The following is a 15,848-nucleotide window of genomic DNA, read 5'->3' as shown; positions in this document are numbered from 1 at the left end:
GCTAGAGCTTAGCCGCCTCGACGGCCTGTTTATGCTGCCTTGCCCGCTGGCTATAGCCAGCGGCACTATTACGAATCTGTACGCGTTCCTCAGCCTTGAGGGGACGTATGACCCTGGCGGGGACGCCCAGGGCCAGGCAGCCGCCAGGAATGCTTTTATGTTCACTGACAAGGGCATTGGCGCCAATGATGGTCTCCGCGCCAATACTGGCATGCGAGAGGACTGTGGCGTGCATACCTACCAGCACATGGTCCTCAAGCGTCGCGCCATGCACGACCGCGTTATGCCCAATGGTGCAGTCCGCCCCAATGATGAGAGGGGCATCAGTGTCAACATGAAGCGTACAATTATCCTGAATATTCGTGCGTGGCCCAATCACGATGGGGGCGGTATCCCCACGAATGACGGTGTTGTACCAGATGCTGGCCCCCTCCTGGATCGTCACATCCCCAACGATAACAGCCCCTGGGGCGATGAAGACGTTCTTCGCGATATGCGGCCTATTGCCATTAAAAGGTATGATGGGCATCTTTCCCCTCCCTGAGATAAGTTCGCCCTCATTGTATCATGTAGGTGAATTAGAAGAGCTAGAAAGTATGGTGGCGAGCATGCTCGCCACCATACTTTCTAGCTCTTCTAATAGTTTTCGTAGATGAGCTTGCCCAGGCGAGACAGGGTATAGCGCGTGCGTGGGGTGTCTGCCTGGTTGGCGGTGAGGGCGACGAGAATGAGTGGTGCTTTGCCTGGTACTGGCTCCTTGCCTGCGGCCTGCTGGAGTTCAGGCGCGAGCGGAGGGTAGAGGATGCCTGCGTCGTGCATTACCCCCACCAGGCCGCCAGTCTTATGCGCGAAGGGGACCTCTTCGCTCCAGGAGGAGGGCAAGATCGTATAGTCGTTCTGGCGTAGCAGGATACTGAGCAGGCGCTCCCGCTCTGGCGCGGTCTCGCTACAGAGATAAGCCAGGATGCGTGCCATCTCCTCCGCGTTCGTCCAGTTATCGCGTCCCTGCTGACGCGCGGTAAAGTCCATAAAGCGGCGTTCGAGGCGCGTGACATGTAAACCCAGCTCTTGCATAAAGGCATTGATGTGCTCCATGCCAGCCAGGTCAAGTAAAATATTGGAGGCCGTGTTATCGCTAATCGTGATCATCAGATAGGCCAGGTCACTCAGCGTAGGACGTAGCTCTGGCGAGAGATCCGTCAGGACACCATCGCTGGTGACGCGCATGGCTGCTGGAACCTCGTAGCGTGTCTCCCAGGCCAATTTTCCCTGCGCGACCTGGCGTGCGACGGTCAGCAGAATAGGCAGCTTGGCCAGGCTGGCGGCAGGGAAACGCTGGCTCGCGTGGAGTGTATAGAGTGGCTCAGGAGTGGAGAGGGGCCAGACGACGCAGGCCACCTCTCCACCAAGCGCAAGCAGCTCTTCTGCAAAATCTTTAATCATGGTCGCTTACTACTCGCTTGATACCCCAGACAATGTCAGCGAGGCGATCATTAAAAATAGGACTCTCGCGCTCAAAGCTGTTGACGACCACATAGTTATAGCGCCGCCCCTCGGCATGGATGTAGTCGGTGGCGCTGATGGCCATGCCCACATGCGTGATGGCCTTGGTGCCAAAGAAGATCAGGTCCCCGGCTTGCATCTCCTCACGTGAGACGCTCTGCGGCAAGAAGTCATGCTGCTGGTCGGCGTCGCGGGGAATAATGTAGCCACCCATGCGGTAGTTTACCTGGACAAAGCCGCTGCAATCGATACCCTCCCAGGAGGTGCCACCCCACAGATAGGGCACATTGCGAAACTGCATGGCATATTCAATCACTTTGCGTACATCGTCCTTGGGATAGGGGTCGGACGCACGCCTTATTGCCACTGCCTCACGATCTAGCCAGGCGGATTCCCCACCTGGAAGCGCGACCTGTACGCGCTGGGGATGTGTGTCGTCGAGGAGGGGCAGGAGCGTAGAGAGATAGGCATGGTCGCTTTGGGCGTCGCCCTCGGCCTGGCTATAGAGAGGTGTGCGTGTTGCCGTGATTACTGTGGCCAGGTCGAGTGGCGTGGCGCAGTCTGGTCCCACGCGGGTAAAGCCCTTCTCAACCGGCTCGGCGAGATGCTCCGTAAGTACCCAGCCCTCATAGTCTGATAGCTGGACATGGGTCCAGTCGCCTGAGGTCTGCTGAGCACTGGCAGGCATATTTAAGAGCGCCTGCGTCACCAGTTCGGATTCGGGATTGGGATCGCGGCGCACATCGGCGACGCCAACCGCGATGGCGTATGTCGTCTGGGATTTCTGTGTCAACATGCCTTGCTCCTATCTTCTGTAGCTTGCCTGGGTGATGGATGTGGTGCTGGTTGACAACCGAAGGTTGTCAACCAGCACCACATCCATCACCCAGGCAACATTATTTTTTAGCCGCGCATCGAATTGCTGACTACAAATATCAGATTCGCGGGACGCTCGGCCATACGGCGCATCAGGTAGGGATACCACTGTGAGCCGTATGGGACGTATACACGAACGTTATAGCCCTCCCTGACCAGGCGCTCTTGCAGGTCGCGTCGGATGCCATAGAGCATCTGGAACTCGAAGGAGGCAGGAGAGATGCCGTGATCGCGCACATAAGTGCGCGCACCATTGATAATATTCTCGTCATGGCTGGCGATGGCGGGAAAGTTCCCACGTGAGAGCAGCATCTTCATGATTTCTATATAGCTCTCATCGACATCTTTCTTGTTCTGGTAGGCGATGCTAGGTGGCTCTTTATAGGCACCCTTCACGATACGAACACGGACGTTGTGCTCGATCAGCTTCTCAATGTCGGCCTTGCTGCGGTAGAGATAGGACTGAATAACGGTTCCCACTTGCTCATACTGTTCACGAGCCTTGAGCGCCATTGCTACTGTTTGCTCGGTATAGTTGGATGCCTCCATGTCGATACAGACAAAGATACCATATTCGCGCGCGAGATCAAGGATGGAGCGCAGGTTCTCCTCGCAGAGATCCTGCGAGATGTCCAGGCCTAGCGCCGTCAATTTGATGGAGATATTCGCATCAATGCCGGTCTGCTTGATCAGATTGAGCGCGGCAGTATAGTTCTGTGTCGCCTCACGTGCCTCGCTCTCCTGGAAGACGTTCTCGCCCAGGAAGTCGAGAGCTACAGGGTTGCCCTTCTGATTGAGTATGCGTACGGCCTGTACGGCATCTTCAAGCGTCTCTCCAGCCACGAAGCGCCGCGAGACTCCCCGAGTTGCGGGATTCTGGACAACGAAATCGCGCATGCGCTGATTTTGTGCAAGATACAACAGCGTATCTTTGAGCATAGGTGTGTAACCCCTTTCAGACATGATATGCAGATTAAGGGTACTATGAAGTAATTTCTTAATTTGCATCTATATATGGATGATGATTGCAGGCGTAGTAATGATGTAGCGATATAGACTTTTAAGCCATAAACTTCTACTCGGGGCCGCATACATACTGCGGCTCTTCGCTCCTATGATAGCACATAGGTGGCTGAGAAGCACTACTATAAGGATATCAAGATACCCTGCTACGCCAGCAGCGAGAGCCTCCTCGCTCTCAGCTCTACCATCTCAGCACACAATGAAGCACGAAATCCCAGGCGCTATCAGGTAAGAGACGGCGTGCCAGGGTCAGTGCTGAGGCACTACGAGGAATAACGTAACGCGCGCGTGGTTTCTCGCCCTCCAGAATGCGTGCGACCGTGTCTGCGACAAGCTGAGGCGGGAAACCTTTGTGACTGGAGCGGACGGCCAGCTTCTCAAAGGTATTGATCAGCTTTCCATAGGAGCCCCCCTTATGGCTATCAAGCCAGCGTGAGCGCTCCATACTCGTCTCCCAGATGTCTGTCGGGCTGGAGGCTGGTTCGATCAGCACCACGCGTACCCCGAAGGGGCGAAGTTCGAAGCGTAAAGCATCGCTGAGGGCCTCCAGGGCATATTTGCTCGCCGAATAGGCGCCAGTTATGGGACTGGAGAAGCGGCCAGCGATACTGCTGATGTTAATGATGGTGCCATGAGCGGGCTTGAGAAGTGGCAAAAAGGCCTGAGTGACTGCGAGGTGGGCGATGGCGTTGACCTCGATCTGGGAGCGCAGGTCCTGGATGGGAAGTATTTCGAGAGGTGCGCCATAGGCGGTGCCAGCGTTGTTGAGCAAGGCGTGAAGGTGAGGATAGGTGCCAAGGTGCTCCTGGACCTGCTGGGCCAGGGTGGACACCTGTTGCTCGTCAGTAATATCACAGAGCAAAATCGTAAATTGGCTGGCGCATCCCTGGCGCGTCGCTTCAGCGAGCAGATCTTCCTGGTCGGCGGGTTTGCGTACAGTGGCGAAGACATGCCAGCCCCGGCGTGCCATCTCAAGCGCGCTCAGACGCCCAAACCCGCTTGAACAGCCTGTGATCACAATATTTTTGGCAATATTTTTCTGCAACGCCGTACCACTGGTGTCGGTAGCTGCCTCTGGATGACTGACTCTATCGCTGCTCATGCTTTTATTCATCCTCTTGCGTATGTGTAAAGCCCTGACCTATGCGATGCCACAAGCCAAGACGCATAAGTTCACTGCGGGCCTCAAACCCAAAATATTCCGGATTGATGTGTGTACCATGACGCAAGACGAGCCCGCGCAACATCTCTATCTGTTCCGCTTTGGACGCCTTATCCTGCTCAAAGGGGATGTGTTGCGCTAATCGCTCGATTGCTTGCCTTGTATACCATTGATCCTGCGTTTCAGACATATATCACCATGCAGAGAAGTTTCATCAGGGCGTATTATCTCGCTCCTGGTGCATATTCATGGTAACACCTGGAAAGGGAAGCCTTCAAGGGGTCAGGTATATGATGATTGTTGGGCCTGGCGAAGCCAGGCCCAACAATCATCATATACCTGACCCCAATCTTCTTCTTGAGACACGTTTATACAGGATGGCACGGTGATAAGATAGCCATTTTTCACTATCTTCAGCGCTAATACTTGATTACAGAGGTGTCGCAGTGTTAGTGTGGATAGTGAACACGAGGAGTGAACACAAGAATATTAGAGTTGAGTTTTTCTTTTAAGGTAGGCGAAGATCATGATTTGTGCATACTGTAATGCTGCGAGAGAAGCAAACACTGCTCCATGTCCCAGATGTGGTGCGCCTTCGCCGTTGCTGGGACAGACGAACGCTGGCGGTTTCCAGGCTGGAAGTATGCCAGGGGGAAGTGCCTGGGGGATGGGAAGCCCGGCAGCAGGCGGAGCCGCAAATGGCGCATGGGATGATGTGCCCCAGCTCTCCTTTAGTGGCCCCCAGGTTGTGCCGCAACCACAGTGGTGGTCTCAGCCAGAAGGCTCCGCTCAGGGGCCGGGGGCATCCCAGGTGAACTGGCAGCAAGGCCAGCCGCAGAATGATTGGCAAAGCGGGCAGAATTCAATGCCGATGCCAGGTTCAGGTCCCCTGGGCAGCGGTCAGTGGGGAAGCGGACAATATGGTGGGGCCGGTGGCTCGGGGACTCAGCTTTCCTGGAATCAAGATGGCGAGGCGAATAATCAGTTTCAAGGGGCGCAGCCAGAGCAATCGCTCTTGCCAGTACCTTACCAGGCGCCAAATACCGTGCAGCTACAGGTGCAGCATGGGCAGGGGACATCGTCGATGCTTATGCCAGTGCAGAATATCGAGCAACTGCTACCAGACCTGCCCGAGCAAGAGGGTTCCGTCTACGTGCCGCCCATGTACACCAAGCCGCGCGCGGTCATCCCCAGATATCGCATCATTAGCGGCTTTTTGAGTGTGATTGTCGTGGTACTTCTGCTCTGCACGGGTGCAGGCTACTATGCCAAAGCTTCTGGTAAGCTGGGAACCGTCGCAAACATCTTAGGTATTAAGACGCCCGCTCCGATCCAGCCAACGGTCACAACCAATATTCCCGATCCGGCCGCACGTGAGACGGGTCCAGGCGCGGGCATTATTACCTCCGCCACCACCACGTCGCGCATCGATCCTAATAGCCATATTGCCCTGGATGAGCATAAAGTCTTTGCCCCTGGAACTCTCTTCTATGTTACCTACAATATCTCAACGAAGAAGGATGCAGGAAAGATAGCCGTCAGGGTATTTACAAATGGTATTCAGGATAAGGCGCAAGAGACCGCTATTGAGGCTAACCAGAATAAGCATGGTTATATCAGCCTGACATATCCCGTCTCGCTCTCTGGCAAAATAGAACTCTACTGGAATGATCAACTGGCCTATCGCCTCTACTTTGCCGTGAAGCAATAGTATGTGTAGACTCCCTGATAGGTAGTAGAAAGCCCCTGATAGCCATAGACTATCAGGGGCTTTCTACTACCTATCAGGGAGTCATTATTTACAGCGGGTCTCAACGGTGACATCACCAAAGACCTGGACCTGACAGGCGAGGCGTGTATTGGGGTTTTTCTTCAAGTCCTTGCGGAGCCAGAATTTCTCCATGAAGGTCAGGGGGTTGGTGTTCTCGCTAGGAGAAACCGCGACGCGATCGGTACCGCACAGGCCGTTGCCATGGCAGTTACCGACTTTGTAGATACCGCAGTATACGGGCACATCATGCTCAAGAGCGGGATAACGCACTGTATCGCCTTCAGCAACCTGCACCTGCACGTTTTCGCGTACATATGTAATCGTTGGCACGACTTATATCCTCCGTGATAGATGTTTGATTGGCAGATAAGGAAAGATAAAAAGAGGTATCAAAACCCACAAATTCTTTGTCAGAATATAGCACAGACACTAGGGAGCGTCAACCAAAGTGGAATTTATAAGGGAAAGTAGGTGTGGAGGGGGGACCGGGCGTCCAGCCAGTACCCCCTCCACGCCTACTTTCCCTTAAGAGTTTGTTACTACCATAGTGATGGTGAGTTGCGCTGGTTGGACTTTGAGCGCTGGATCGTTGTGGCTAAAGGTAATGGTGGTCGTAAAAGTGCCCGTACTGGTCGTTGCGACCGTGGGGGTGACCATAAGAATATCGCTCTCGCCGGGATTGAGCGTGCCCTGTGTGAGCGAGAGGCTGGCCGAGCCATTGCTCTGGCTGGTGCGCCAGTTGAGTATCGCCTGGCCGACATTGGTCACTGAAATTAGTTGAGAGGCGAAGCTATTGCCCCTGGTCGTGTCAAATGTAAGGGTTGATGGCACCACGCTAATGATGGGCGCAGGCGGTGGTGAGACGGTGAGCGAGACCGCGACCTGCTTTACCCGCCCACCTGAGTTGAAGGTAAGGGTGCCTTGATAGGAGCCGGGTACCAGGCGACTATCATCAACGTGAACGGTTAGCGTCGTTTGCTGGCTGCCATCCAGGCTCCCACTGGTCGGGGTTGCGCTGAGCCAGTTGCCCTGGTCAGCGGTACTGGCACTGGCCTGCCAGCTTAACGCGAGCGTTCCCGTGTTTTGCAGGGTAATGGTTTTATCGGCTGGCTGCTGATTGACAATCGTCGAGAAGGCCAGGGTCGGTGGCGAGACCACAAGGTTGCCTGTGGCAATGACACTGAGTGAGACACCAACCTGGGAAGTACTGTTGGCACTGCTAAAGTTGAGGGTGCCTTGATAGTTGCCTACCGCCAGTTGTGTAGACTGAATGGCAATGGTAATGATAGCGCTGCTATGTCCTGGCAGTCTGCCCTCGGCAGGCGACATGCTTAACCAGGGCGAACCATCGCCGGTCAGGGTCGTCCCCGTCCAGTTGATGGCCTGGTCACCTGTATTCTGAATGACCACGGATTGGGCCGCTGGGCTGTAGCCTGCGCCTGTCGAGAAGGCTAGCGATGCTGTCGAGACGACGAGTGTTGCGCTGGCTGGCTCTTTGGCTACGCCTAGCGTCACAGTTAACATAAGTGGAGCGCTTTCGCTGGCGTTCGTTGTGCGGAAGAGCAGGTGCCCAGCGTAGGTATGGGGTAGAAGCGTGCCCCGGTTGGCCTTGACCTGGATGGTGGCGCGTCCCGCGAAGGAGCCGCTTGCGGGAGTGACCGAGAGCCAGGGCTGATCACTACTGGCCTGCCAGGTGAGCGAATTGCCACCATTATTGATCAAAGTCAGGTCGCGGGTCGCGATGGTCCCGCTGGGGGCGGCATCAAAGTCGATGCGTTGCGTCGCCAGTTGCAGTTGAGGTGGCCCGCTGGGCGTTTCCTGTACCATGACAGTTGTCGAGACGCTGAGCCGCATATGCTCATCAGTGACATGAATGGCGTGGTTGCCAATGCTCCACGCTTGTGTCACATGGATCTCTAGTGAGAAGGCCCCTGCTTATTCGTACTGGCAAGCAGAGGCTTCCCGTTGTCGCCAGGGATGGGCTGAGCGACATCATAGGTGAGAAGCAAATTATCGCGCGGGCCAAAGCCGCTCCCTTTAAGGAGAAAGGTATCGTTGATGCGTAGCTGATTGGGAGTAGCGATCACTGAAGCCCGGGCAATTGATGGCTTGTTGCCAATAAGGAAGAAGGCCAGCACGCTACTCATGATCAAGAAGAAGAGACAGGTGCATAGCAGGATAAGGCTGGTGGCGCGAGGACGGGAGGAGCGCACATTTGAGAGAGGAAAAGGTGGCTCTGAGATGGGATCTATCGCGCCCTGCTTCTCGGCTACATAGCTTGTTGGCGCCTCCTCATGTAGGGGTGCTTGTGGCTGGGGATTGCTTTCTACCTTAGGGGGTATTGGTACGGCGACTTGTGGCTTGGAGGCAAAACGGCTGGCACGTCGCGTGGGAACGGGTATGTTTAGCCCAGGACCACTTTGCTGATCGCTTTGCGTATTCTCTACTTCAAGTTCAGATGTACTCTCGTCTACCTCAACTGTGCGCGAGCGTACAGTTTGCTGTAACGCCTCCATCATGCTGGAGTGGTAGGGATGGTCTTCTGGATGTAGCCCGGCGTGGTGCCCAGCGCGATGCGGAGAGGCTGGTGGTAGTGATGGCTTCTGGGTATGTGGTTGCCTGGCCCCCGAACGACGTGAGGGGCGATCAAAAGCGTAGCCGCAACGGCTACAAACCTGGGCATCGGCGCGCTGTAGTTTTTTGCATTGTGGGCAGCGTATGGTATCCATCCCTGTATATATTTCAGGAGAAGTGAGCGCAATTCCTACTTCTCCCGCCTCCAATCATGTTTTAAAAAGATAGATGAGTTTCTATAAAATGTTGTTGCTATTCAATAAACGTATAGCTCAGGGAATTCTCAAGGATTGAGATACTCTTTTGTGAGTTTGAAAAGTAGATGGGGCTTTGTGTGGTGTTTTGTGTTGTATTGTATCACAATGTGTCGTAAGTGAGGCTATGTGGATGCAAGAGGCGGGCAATTTGCCCGCCTCTTGCATCCACATAAAATCGCTAGGGTGTGATCGCTGGTGGTGATGCCTGGACGGTGACGCCCGAAGTATCGCCATTGATAGTGACTGCCATGCTGCTGGTGTGCTGGACGTTTTGCGCGTCGGTACCGCTTACCGCCAGGGTATAGCTGCCAATGGGAATATTGCTAAAGCTGAAATTCCCTGAGCTATCGGCGGTTGTGGTCGCAATGACCCCGCTGCTCGTCGACAAGGTGACTGTGGCATTGGGCAGGGGGTCAGGCGTCGCACATTGACTATCCGCGCAGGCAACAGCACTTCCACTTAGCTTATAGCCCGTGATTGTCAGTGTTACAGGGATCTGAACAGGGCTGCCGACAACGTTAGCGCCGCCGCTCCCGCTGGCGGAAAGCGTGATAGTTCCCTTGTAGGTTCCCGGTGGTAGGGAGCCGGGGCTGGTAGTAACAGTCAGTGTGCTGCCACTGCCGGTGTCGCTGCCATTGCCACCTGTCGAGAGCCAGCCACTACTCCCGCTGTCAATGCTAGCCGTCCAGTTGACGGGGCGAACGCAGGTACCAGTTGTTTGCAGGCTAACGTTCTGGCTGGCGATGGCCTGATTTTGTGAACCCGTGAAGGAGAGATTATCAGATGCCACCTGTAGGCTACAGGGAGGTTGCACCGTCAGTGTGACGGTAAAGGACTGCGGGCTGCCCTGGGCACTAGTATTTGTGCTCTCCGTGGCATCGATATTGACCTGTGCTCTATACACGCCAGGATCCAGTCCCGCGATAGAGGGAGATACATTGAGCATCGCGGTCGCGTTACTAGCGGTGAAGGTGCCTTTATTTGCAGAAAGCGCCAACCAGGAAGCGTTTCCGCTGATGGAGGCATTCCAGGTCAGGGGCCAGTTACAATTCCCGCTGGCGGAAAGGGTAATCGTTTGGGCTGTTGGGGTGCTTCCTCCCTGGATGGCATTAAACGCGAGTGCGCTCTGAGATGGCTGTGCCAGCGTACAGGGTGGTGCAACAGTCAACGTTACCGTGATTGTTTGTGGGCTACCGGGCGCGGCATGATTGGCGTTATCGCTGCCATTAATCACCACCTGTCCCACATAGGTTCCGGGCGAGAGATTGCTGGGATCGATATTGATAATGACCTGCCCTGTCTGGCCGGGCGCGATGGCGCTGCCTGTCGGTGAGGTGCCAAGCCAGGAGTAGGCCAGATTATTAATATTTGTGCGCCAGCTCAATGGACTATGGCCCGTATTTGTCAGGGTCACAGCCTGTCCCGCGGGTATGCCTTTGCCCTGGGTGGTTGAAAAATTGAGACTGAGTGGTGAGGCACTCAATATTGGCGCCGTTGGTGTTGGAGGTGCCTGTACACTCAGATCAACCGACATTGAAAGGCTACTATTTCCCGCCATAACCGAGACGAGGCCCGTATAATGTCCCGCATTCAAGTTATGGGGATTAACGCCGATGGCTACGGTTGCCCCTGTCATATTATTGACGGTGCCACTATTGGGCGTAATGCTGATCCAATTGTTCGGGCTGCTGGCGTGCCAGCCAATCGTGCCTGGACAATTGGTGCCAGACTTCAAGAATAGTGTCTGGTCGCTTGGATGGTTGAGTCCTGCGACGGTCACAAAGCTCATAGCGGGTGTGCTGGCAGTCACTGTACATTGCGGCTTAATGGTCAGGGCAACCGCCACGCTTTGCGGACTATTGATGGCGGTATGTCCATCGCTGGCGCTGAACGATAGTGTATTGAGATAGGTTCCGGCAAGCAATTTGCTGCTATCAATATCCAGTGGCACTGTGCTGCTGTCGTGTGGGGCAACAATACCTGTATCCTGGCTTGTTTTTAACCAGTTGAAATGGGGGTCAAGCTCATGTACGTAGGCGTTTTGCTCATTGTCGACTGGCTGATTGCCTGAGATGGTCCAGTAGAGGGGCTTGGTTCCAGGATTGGTGATCATTAGCGCCTGGGGTGAGGAGCCACCATTGCCATCAACAGTATTATAGGTAAGCACCACGGGTGTCACCTGCAAGACGGCACCAGGATAGGGAGGGAGTGCGCGTACTTCCATAGTCACTCTGGCTGTCTGGGACGCCCCCACATTTGAGGCAAAGGTCAGAGTGCCAGTATAGGATCCGGGTTTGAGGTCGGCGCGCTGGATGCCAACCAGCAAGGTCTGCTGGCTACTAAATGCACCTTGCGTAGGCGTGACCTGGAGCCAGGATTGATCGCTACTGACGGTCCAACTAATATTGCCACTCCCCGAGTTATGCAAGGTAAGTGGTTGGAGCGTGTTAGCTCCCTGGTAGGCTCCTCCCATATCCAACTGCTTTGTATCTAGCAGGAAATGAGAGGGACGTGTTGGACCTTCGGTAACATGGAGCGTTGTGCTGGCAATATAACGTGTATTGATATCCTCGGCCTGTACCAGGTGAAAGCCCGGTTCCCAGCTTGTATCAATATTGACTTTGACATCCACACTGCCATCATCACCAACGGCGACGAGCGTGCGGTCGATATTAATACGGATGGGTTCTCCGATGTCATGCGTCAGGTAGAGCATGGCATGAGGCCGGAAGTGGCGTATGGAGAGCGTGATACTCTCTCCATACGAGGCGGTCGGCGTCGAAAGCGTCAGGGTTGGAATGCCACCAGATCCCTGGTTATTATTGCGAGAACCCAGAAATGAGAAAGAGACCAGCAGGCTATCAAACGCGAGTGAGAGCAAGATCAGAGCTGCCGCACAAATGAAGAAGAGACGCAAGCGCTGTTTATTCTGAAGAAGCGGTGTGACCAGTTTGGGCATTGGAAACGAAGGAATATGACCCTCAGCGATAGCTCTACGCACATCTTCCTGCTCAATCCGCTGTGCCGCCTCTGGATCAAGTTGACGTGCCAGCAGTGGATCTCCTGCGTCTGCCCATTTATCGTCCTCATTCTCCTCGTTTTCATGTTCGGGCAGCCAGGGCCAGAAGTCAGGCAGTGGCAGGCTGTTCTCCAGTATATCCCGCCGCGCGGCAGTCTTCTCCGGGCTTGCTGTATTGGTGAGCGCCCCGACGCCTGCAGGCCGGGTTGCCTCGTTTTGTGCAGCCTGGCCCACGCTTGGATGGGGTGTGCTCTCGCGCTCAACGTCTACGGAGATCTCTTTGAACGGAGAGAGGCGCGAGGAGCGACGTAAACGTGGCTCTTTATGTTCAGTGGCTTGTAATAGGCGCGCGGCATCGCTTAAGTTATCGACCATATGGCTGGAGGTATCGGTCGCTGGAGAAACTGGTGGAACCGTCTCCTCTGCGCTGAAGTGAGTCGCATACTCTGGATCAGGAGCAAATGGATCTATCTCGGGAAGAGTTATTTCTCCCGTGATATCGGGCATGGTTATAAAGGCGCTCTCTGCCTGGGTCGAGGCAGAACTCGCGCCAGGTTCTTCTGGAGATGACCAGGCGGAGAGGCATTCTTCACAGTAGACGGCATGATCTGGGCAAGCCCTGCCGCAATGTCTGCATTTACTCATTATGTACTCTTTACCTATAAATACTCCACTGCCACATATCAACACAGCAAAAAACAGCAAAAAAAGAGAGGAGTGAGGCGTGAGCTGGCCCCCAGTAGTGCTTCGCTCCTTAAAAAAGCTTTGAAAATATGGCACAAAGTACGCAAGCTATAGTACGCTGCACTGAAATAAACGTTCCAGGCGCAGATTTTTCACATCCACTTAACGCGTATAGGAGCATTTGGGCACAGATATATAATTAAAAGGCGTGAGTAAAAATAAAAACTGCTTCTATGTGTTATTATTCCGGGTTACGAGTGTGATATGCCCTGGCTGTCTTCGGCAGCCAGGGCATATCACACTCGTAGCTTGGAATTTTGGGAATTTTGCTTTACTGGCGCAGGTCTGCTCCAAACTCCTCGTGGAGACCGCGAATGATGCGTTCCTGGGCCTCATTTGCCTCGGTATCTTTGAGCGTTCTCTCCTGAGATTGATAGACTAGGGTATAGGTGAGGTTCTTCTTGCCTGCTGGGATGGGGTCACCCGTGTACAGGTCGAAGAGCGTCACGGCGCGCAAGAGTTCACCACCGAGGCGCTGAATGGCGTCTTGCATATGCTGCGCAGGTACCTGCTCATCAACGATGAGGGCCAGGTCGCGCGTCAGCTCCTGGTGACGCGAGATGGGCGCGTAGGTAATACGCGCTGGAACCGCGTTGTAGAGTTGCTCCAGGTCGATCTCGCACAGGTAGGCACGCTGTGGTAGATCATAGTGCTGCTGCACCAGCGGGTGCACCTCGCCAAGGACACCTACTGGGCTGAAGACCTCTGTTCCATTCACTGTCTGGCGTGGCAGTTCGAGCAGCGCACAGCGTCCAGGATGGAAGGTCGGATGCTGTGTTGGCGTGAAGCGATAGCGCCCAATCTTCAAGCCCGCGAGCAGCGTTTCAATGGTCCCCTTGAGATCATAGAAGTCTGCCGGGCGCGCCAGCTCTGGAATCCAGGTAATCTCCGCGGGTCCACTGAGCGCGATACCCACGGCACGGCGCTCGTCTGGTTGCTGCGAGGCTGAGGTACCAGGCAGGTAGCGCCGCCCGATCTCGAAGAAGCGCAGGCCGGCTTTATTACGTTTGCTATTCTCCTGAACCGTCTCCAGCAGGCTGCTCATCAGCGTCAGGCGCATGCACTCCATATCGCTGCTGAGCGAGTTGGCCAGCACGACCGCGGGAATTGAGTGTGGATCGAAGGTCGCCACGGCCTGCGTACCATTGCCTTTTAAAAGTGCTTCGGGCGCCTGCTCACCTGCGCCATTCGTCGCGCGTGGTGCCTGGAGCAGGTAGCGTACTGACTCCTCGTCGGCGTTGGAGAGCAGTTTGGCCATGCGTACGCGGCTGGTAAGTGAGTAGGTGATCGTCTCATTGAGATTGGCATTGACCAGGAGAGTGCGCAACTCCTGCTCGCGTGCGAACCAGGTATCCTCCAGGCGCTCGGGCAGGGGGCCAATTGGAATGGTGCTGGGAATATTGTTGTAGCCAATGAGACGAATAACCTCTTCAACCAGGTCAGCGCTCTCCTCAATATCATTGCGGTGCGTGGGAACGCTCACGCGCATGCCATCGCCCTGTTCGTCGAATTGCACGCCGAAGCCCAGCGCGCTTAAGGTCGTCTCAACCTCGGAATGCGTGACCTTCATTGAGGTCAGCCACTCGATATCGGCGAGTGAGAAGCGCAGGGTGCGCGGCTCGACCGGGGCTGGATACTGATCCGCGATGCCGGGATTGATGGTCGCGCTCGCCAGCTCCACGAGCAGTTGGCAGGCCCGGTTTACGCCCAGAGTGGTCAGGCTTGGATCGATGCCCTTCTCAAAGCGGCTAGAGGCATCGGTGCGCAGGCCAAGTTTAGTTGAGGTACGGCGCACGCTAGATCCCAGGAAATTTGCCGACTCTAGCAGTATCGTCTGCGTTGCGTCATTGACCTCACTCTTCGCTCCGCCCATAACGCCAGCTATGGCTGTGGGACCCTGGGGATCGGTGATGAGCAGCATCTCTGATGTTAGCTTGCGCTCAACATCATCGAGGGTCTTAAGCTTTTCACCTTCCTGGGCGCGGCGTACGATGATGTGATGCTCTGGAACCAGGTCATAGTCGAAGGCATGAAGTGGCTGCCCCAACTCTAGCATGACATAGTTTGTAATATCAACCACGTTACTGATCGGGCGCATGCCAGCGGCGAGCAGGCGGCGTCCCATCCAGCTGGGAGAAGGACCCAGCTTGACGTTGCTGATGATGCGCGCGCTATAGCGAGGGCAGAGCTTTTCGTCTTCCACCGTGATGCGAACCAGGTCCGAAGCAGGTGTGCCCTGCTCCGCGAAATGTGGCTGAGGCATACGCAACGGCTGATTGGTCAGGGCCGCAACCTCGCGGGCGATACCGATAATCGACGAGAGGTCGCCGCGATGGGCCTTAATGGAGAACTCCAGCACGACCTCGCCCAGCAAGTCGGAGAGCTTCAGGCCCAGTGGAGTGTCCTCGTCGAGGATATAGATGCCGCTGTGATCGTTGCCCATTCCCAATTCGCGCGGAGAACAGAGCATGCCCTGAGAGACATAGCCCATTTTCTTCGTCTCGCGGATCTCCAGGTCACCAACCTGTGCGCCCGCCAGCGCCAGGGGAACTTTATCGCCCAGTTTGATATTGGGTGCGCCACAGATGACGTTTAGCTCCTGCGTGCCGGTGTTTACGCGTGTATAGTTCAGGTGGTCGGAGGTCTCCACTTTCTCCAGGTGGATAATCTGGGCGGTAATGATTTTATCGCCCCACTCCTTGCCAATATAATCAATTGTCTCGACCTCGAGTCCGGCCATGGTCAGTGTATGCGCCAGTTCCTCGGGAGACATGGTGATGTCAACGTAGTCCTTGAGCCAACTTAAAGGTACTCGCATGTAGATGGAACTCCTTGTCTGGTTTCGAATGCTGCTGGATCTTATTCCGAAACCCAACGTCACTTGCGTGACTAGCGCTTCCCCCATTCGGAGACAAGCGC

12 protein-coding genes are annotated in these 15,848 nt (G+C 55.1%); 1 reads left to right on the top strand and 11 read right to left on the bottom strand.

All coding sequences use genetic code 11. The annotated features are described in order from the left end of the window. Nucleotide 1 precedes the first annotated feature (1 nt). From JMJ04_RS06865 to JMJ04_RS06840, 6 genes are all read right to left on the bottom strand, one after another. On the bottom strand, nt 2-529 hold the full coding sequence (locus tag JMJ04_RS06865) for a gamma carbonic anhydrase family protein (RefSeq protein ID WP_236037935.1): 528 nt from the start codon (nt 527-529) through the stop codon (nt 2-4). A gap of 107 nt (nt 530-636) precedes the next feature. Beyond that, entirely contained in the window at nt 637-1,443 is an 807-nt protein-coding gene (locus tag JMJ04_RS06860; protein WP_201369783.1) for a serine hydrolase, read from the bottom strand. After that, the gene (locus JMJ04_RS06855) at nt 1,436-2,299 is read right to left on the bottom strand and encodes a C40 family peptidase (protein WP_201369782.1); all 864 of its coding nucleotides are present in this window, start codon (nt 2,297-2,299) and stop codon (nt 1,436-1,438) included. Before JMJ04_RS06855 ends, JMJ04_RS06860 begins: the two co-directional genes overlap by 8 nt. A 107-nt stretch (nt 2,300-2,406) precedes the next feature. Next, the gene (locus tag JMJ04_RS06850) at nt 2,407-3,318 is read right to left on the bottom strand and encodes a proline dehydrogenase family protein (RefSeq protein ID WP_201369781.1); all 912 of its coding nucleotides are present in this window, start codon (nt 3,316-3,318) and stop codon (nt 2,407-2,409) included. A gap of 265 nt (nt 3,319-3,583) precedes the next feature. Then, nucleotides 3,584-4,504, bottom strand: coding sequence for an SDR family NAD(P)-dependent oxidoreductase (locus tag JMJ04_RS06845; protein WP_201369780.1), 921 nt, complete (start codon nt 4,502-4,504; stop codon nt 3,584-3,586). 4 nt (nt 4,505-4,508) lie between these two features. After that, nucleotides 4,509-4,754, bottom strand: a complete 246-nt coding sequence (locus JMJ04_RS06840; RefSeq protein WP_201369779.1) for a hypothetical protein — start codon at nt 4,752-4,754, stop codon at nt 4,509-4,511. Between the two features lie 411 nt (nt 4,755-5,165). Between JMJ04_RS06840 and JMJ04_RS06835 the strand changes: the two genes are divergently transcribed. After that, nucleotides 5,166-6,275 (top strand): hypothetical protein, encoded by a 1,110-nt coding sequence (locus JMJ04_RS06835; RefSeq protein ID WP_201369778.1) that lies wholly within the window; start codon nt 5,166-5,168, stop codon nt 6,273-6,275. An 84-nt stretch (nt 6,276-6,359) separates the two neighbouring features. Here the strand turns inward: JMJ04_RS06835 and JMJ04_RS06830 are convergent, their stop codons facing one another. From JMJ04_RS06830 to pheT, 5 genes are all read right to left on the bottom strand, one after another. Continuing rightward, entirely contained in the window at nt 6,360-6,665 is a 306-nt protein-coding gene (locus tag JMJ04_RS06830; protein ID WP_007912232.1) for a 2Fe-2S iron-sulfur cluster-binding protein, read from the bottom strand. A gap of 195 nt (nt 6,666-6,860) precedes the next feature. Further along, complete coding sequence (locus tag JMJ04_RS06825; protein ID WP_201369777.1) at nt 6,861-8,243, bottom strand: BACON domain-containing protein; 1,383 nt, start codon at nt 8,241-8,243, stop codon at nt 6,861-6,863. A gap of 8 nt (nt 8,244-8,251) precedes the next feature. Continuing rightward, nucleotides 8,252-9,064, bottom strand: coding sequence for a zinc ribbon domain-containing protein (locus JMJ04_RS06820; RefSeq protein ID WP_201369776.1), 813 nt, complete (start codon nt 9,062-9,064; stop codon nt 8,252-8,254). A gap of 280 nt (nt 9,065-9,344) precedes the next feature. Continuing rightward, nucleotides 9,345-12,830, bottom strand: coding sequence for a BACON domain-containing protein (locus JMJ04_RS06815; protein WP_201369775.1), 3,486 nt, complete (start codon nt 12,828-12,830; stop codon nt 9,345-9,347). A gap of 370 nt (nt 12,831-13,200) precedes the next feature. Next, on the bottom strand, nt 13,201-15,747 hold the full coding sequence (pheT, locus tag JMJ04_RS06810) for a phenylalanine--tRNA ligase subunit beta (protein WP_201369774.1): 2,547 nt from the start codon (nt 15,745-15,747) through the stop codon (nt 13,201-13,203). Nucleotides 15,748-15,848 lie beyond the last annotated feature (101 nt).

Origin of the sequence: Ktedonobacter robiniae (assembly GCF_016587375.1) — a bacterium.
Lineage (GTDB): Bacteria > Chloroflexota > Ktedonobacteria > Ktedonobacterales > Ktedonobacteraceae > Ktedonobacter > Ktedonobacter robiniae.
This window is presented reverse-complemented; position numbering and strand designations above follow the sequence as displayed.

Coding starts and splice junctions, on each gene's coding strand:
- JMJ04_RS06865 (WP_236037935.1), bottom strand. CDS start 529: ATGCCCATCATACCTTTTAATGGCAATAGGCCGCATATCGCGAAGAAC.
- JMJ04_RS06860 (WP_201369783.1), bottom strand. CDS start 1,443: ATGATTAAAGATTTTGCAGAAGAGCTGCTTGCGCTTGGTGGAGAGGTG.
- JMJ04_RS06855 (WP_201369782.1), bottom strand. CDS start 2,299: ATGTTGACACAGAAATCCCAGACGACATACGCCATCGCGGTTGGCGTC.
- JMJ04_RS06850 (WP_201369781.1), bottom strand. CDS start 3,318: ATGCTCAAAGATACGCTGTTGTATCTTGCACAAAATCAGCGCATGCGC.
- JMJ04_RS06845 (WP_201369780.1), bottom strand. CDS start 4,504: ATGAGCAGCGATAGAGTCAGTCATCCAGAGGCAGCTACCGACACCAGT.
- JMJ04_RS06840 (WP_201369779.1), bottom strand. CDS start 4,754: ATGTCTGAAACGCAGGATCAATGGTATACAAGGCAAGCAATCGAGCGA.
- JMJ04_RS06820 (WP_201369776.1), bottom strand. CDS start 9,064: ATGGATACCATACGCTGCCCACAATGCAAAAAACTACAGCGCGCCGAT.
- JMJ04_RS06815 (WP_201369775.1), bottom strand. CDS start 12,830: ATGAGTAAATGCAGACATTGCGGCAGGGCTTGCCCAGATCATGCCGTC.
- pheT (WP_201369774.1), bottom strand. CDS start 15,747: ATGCGAGTACCTTTAAGTTGGCTCAAGGACTACGTTGACATCACCATG.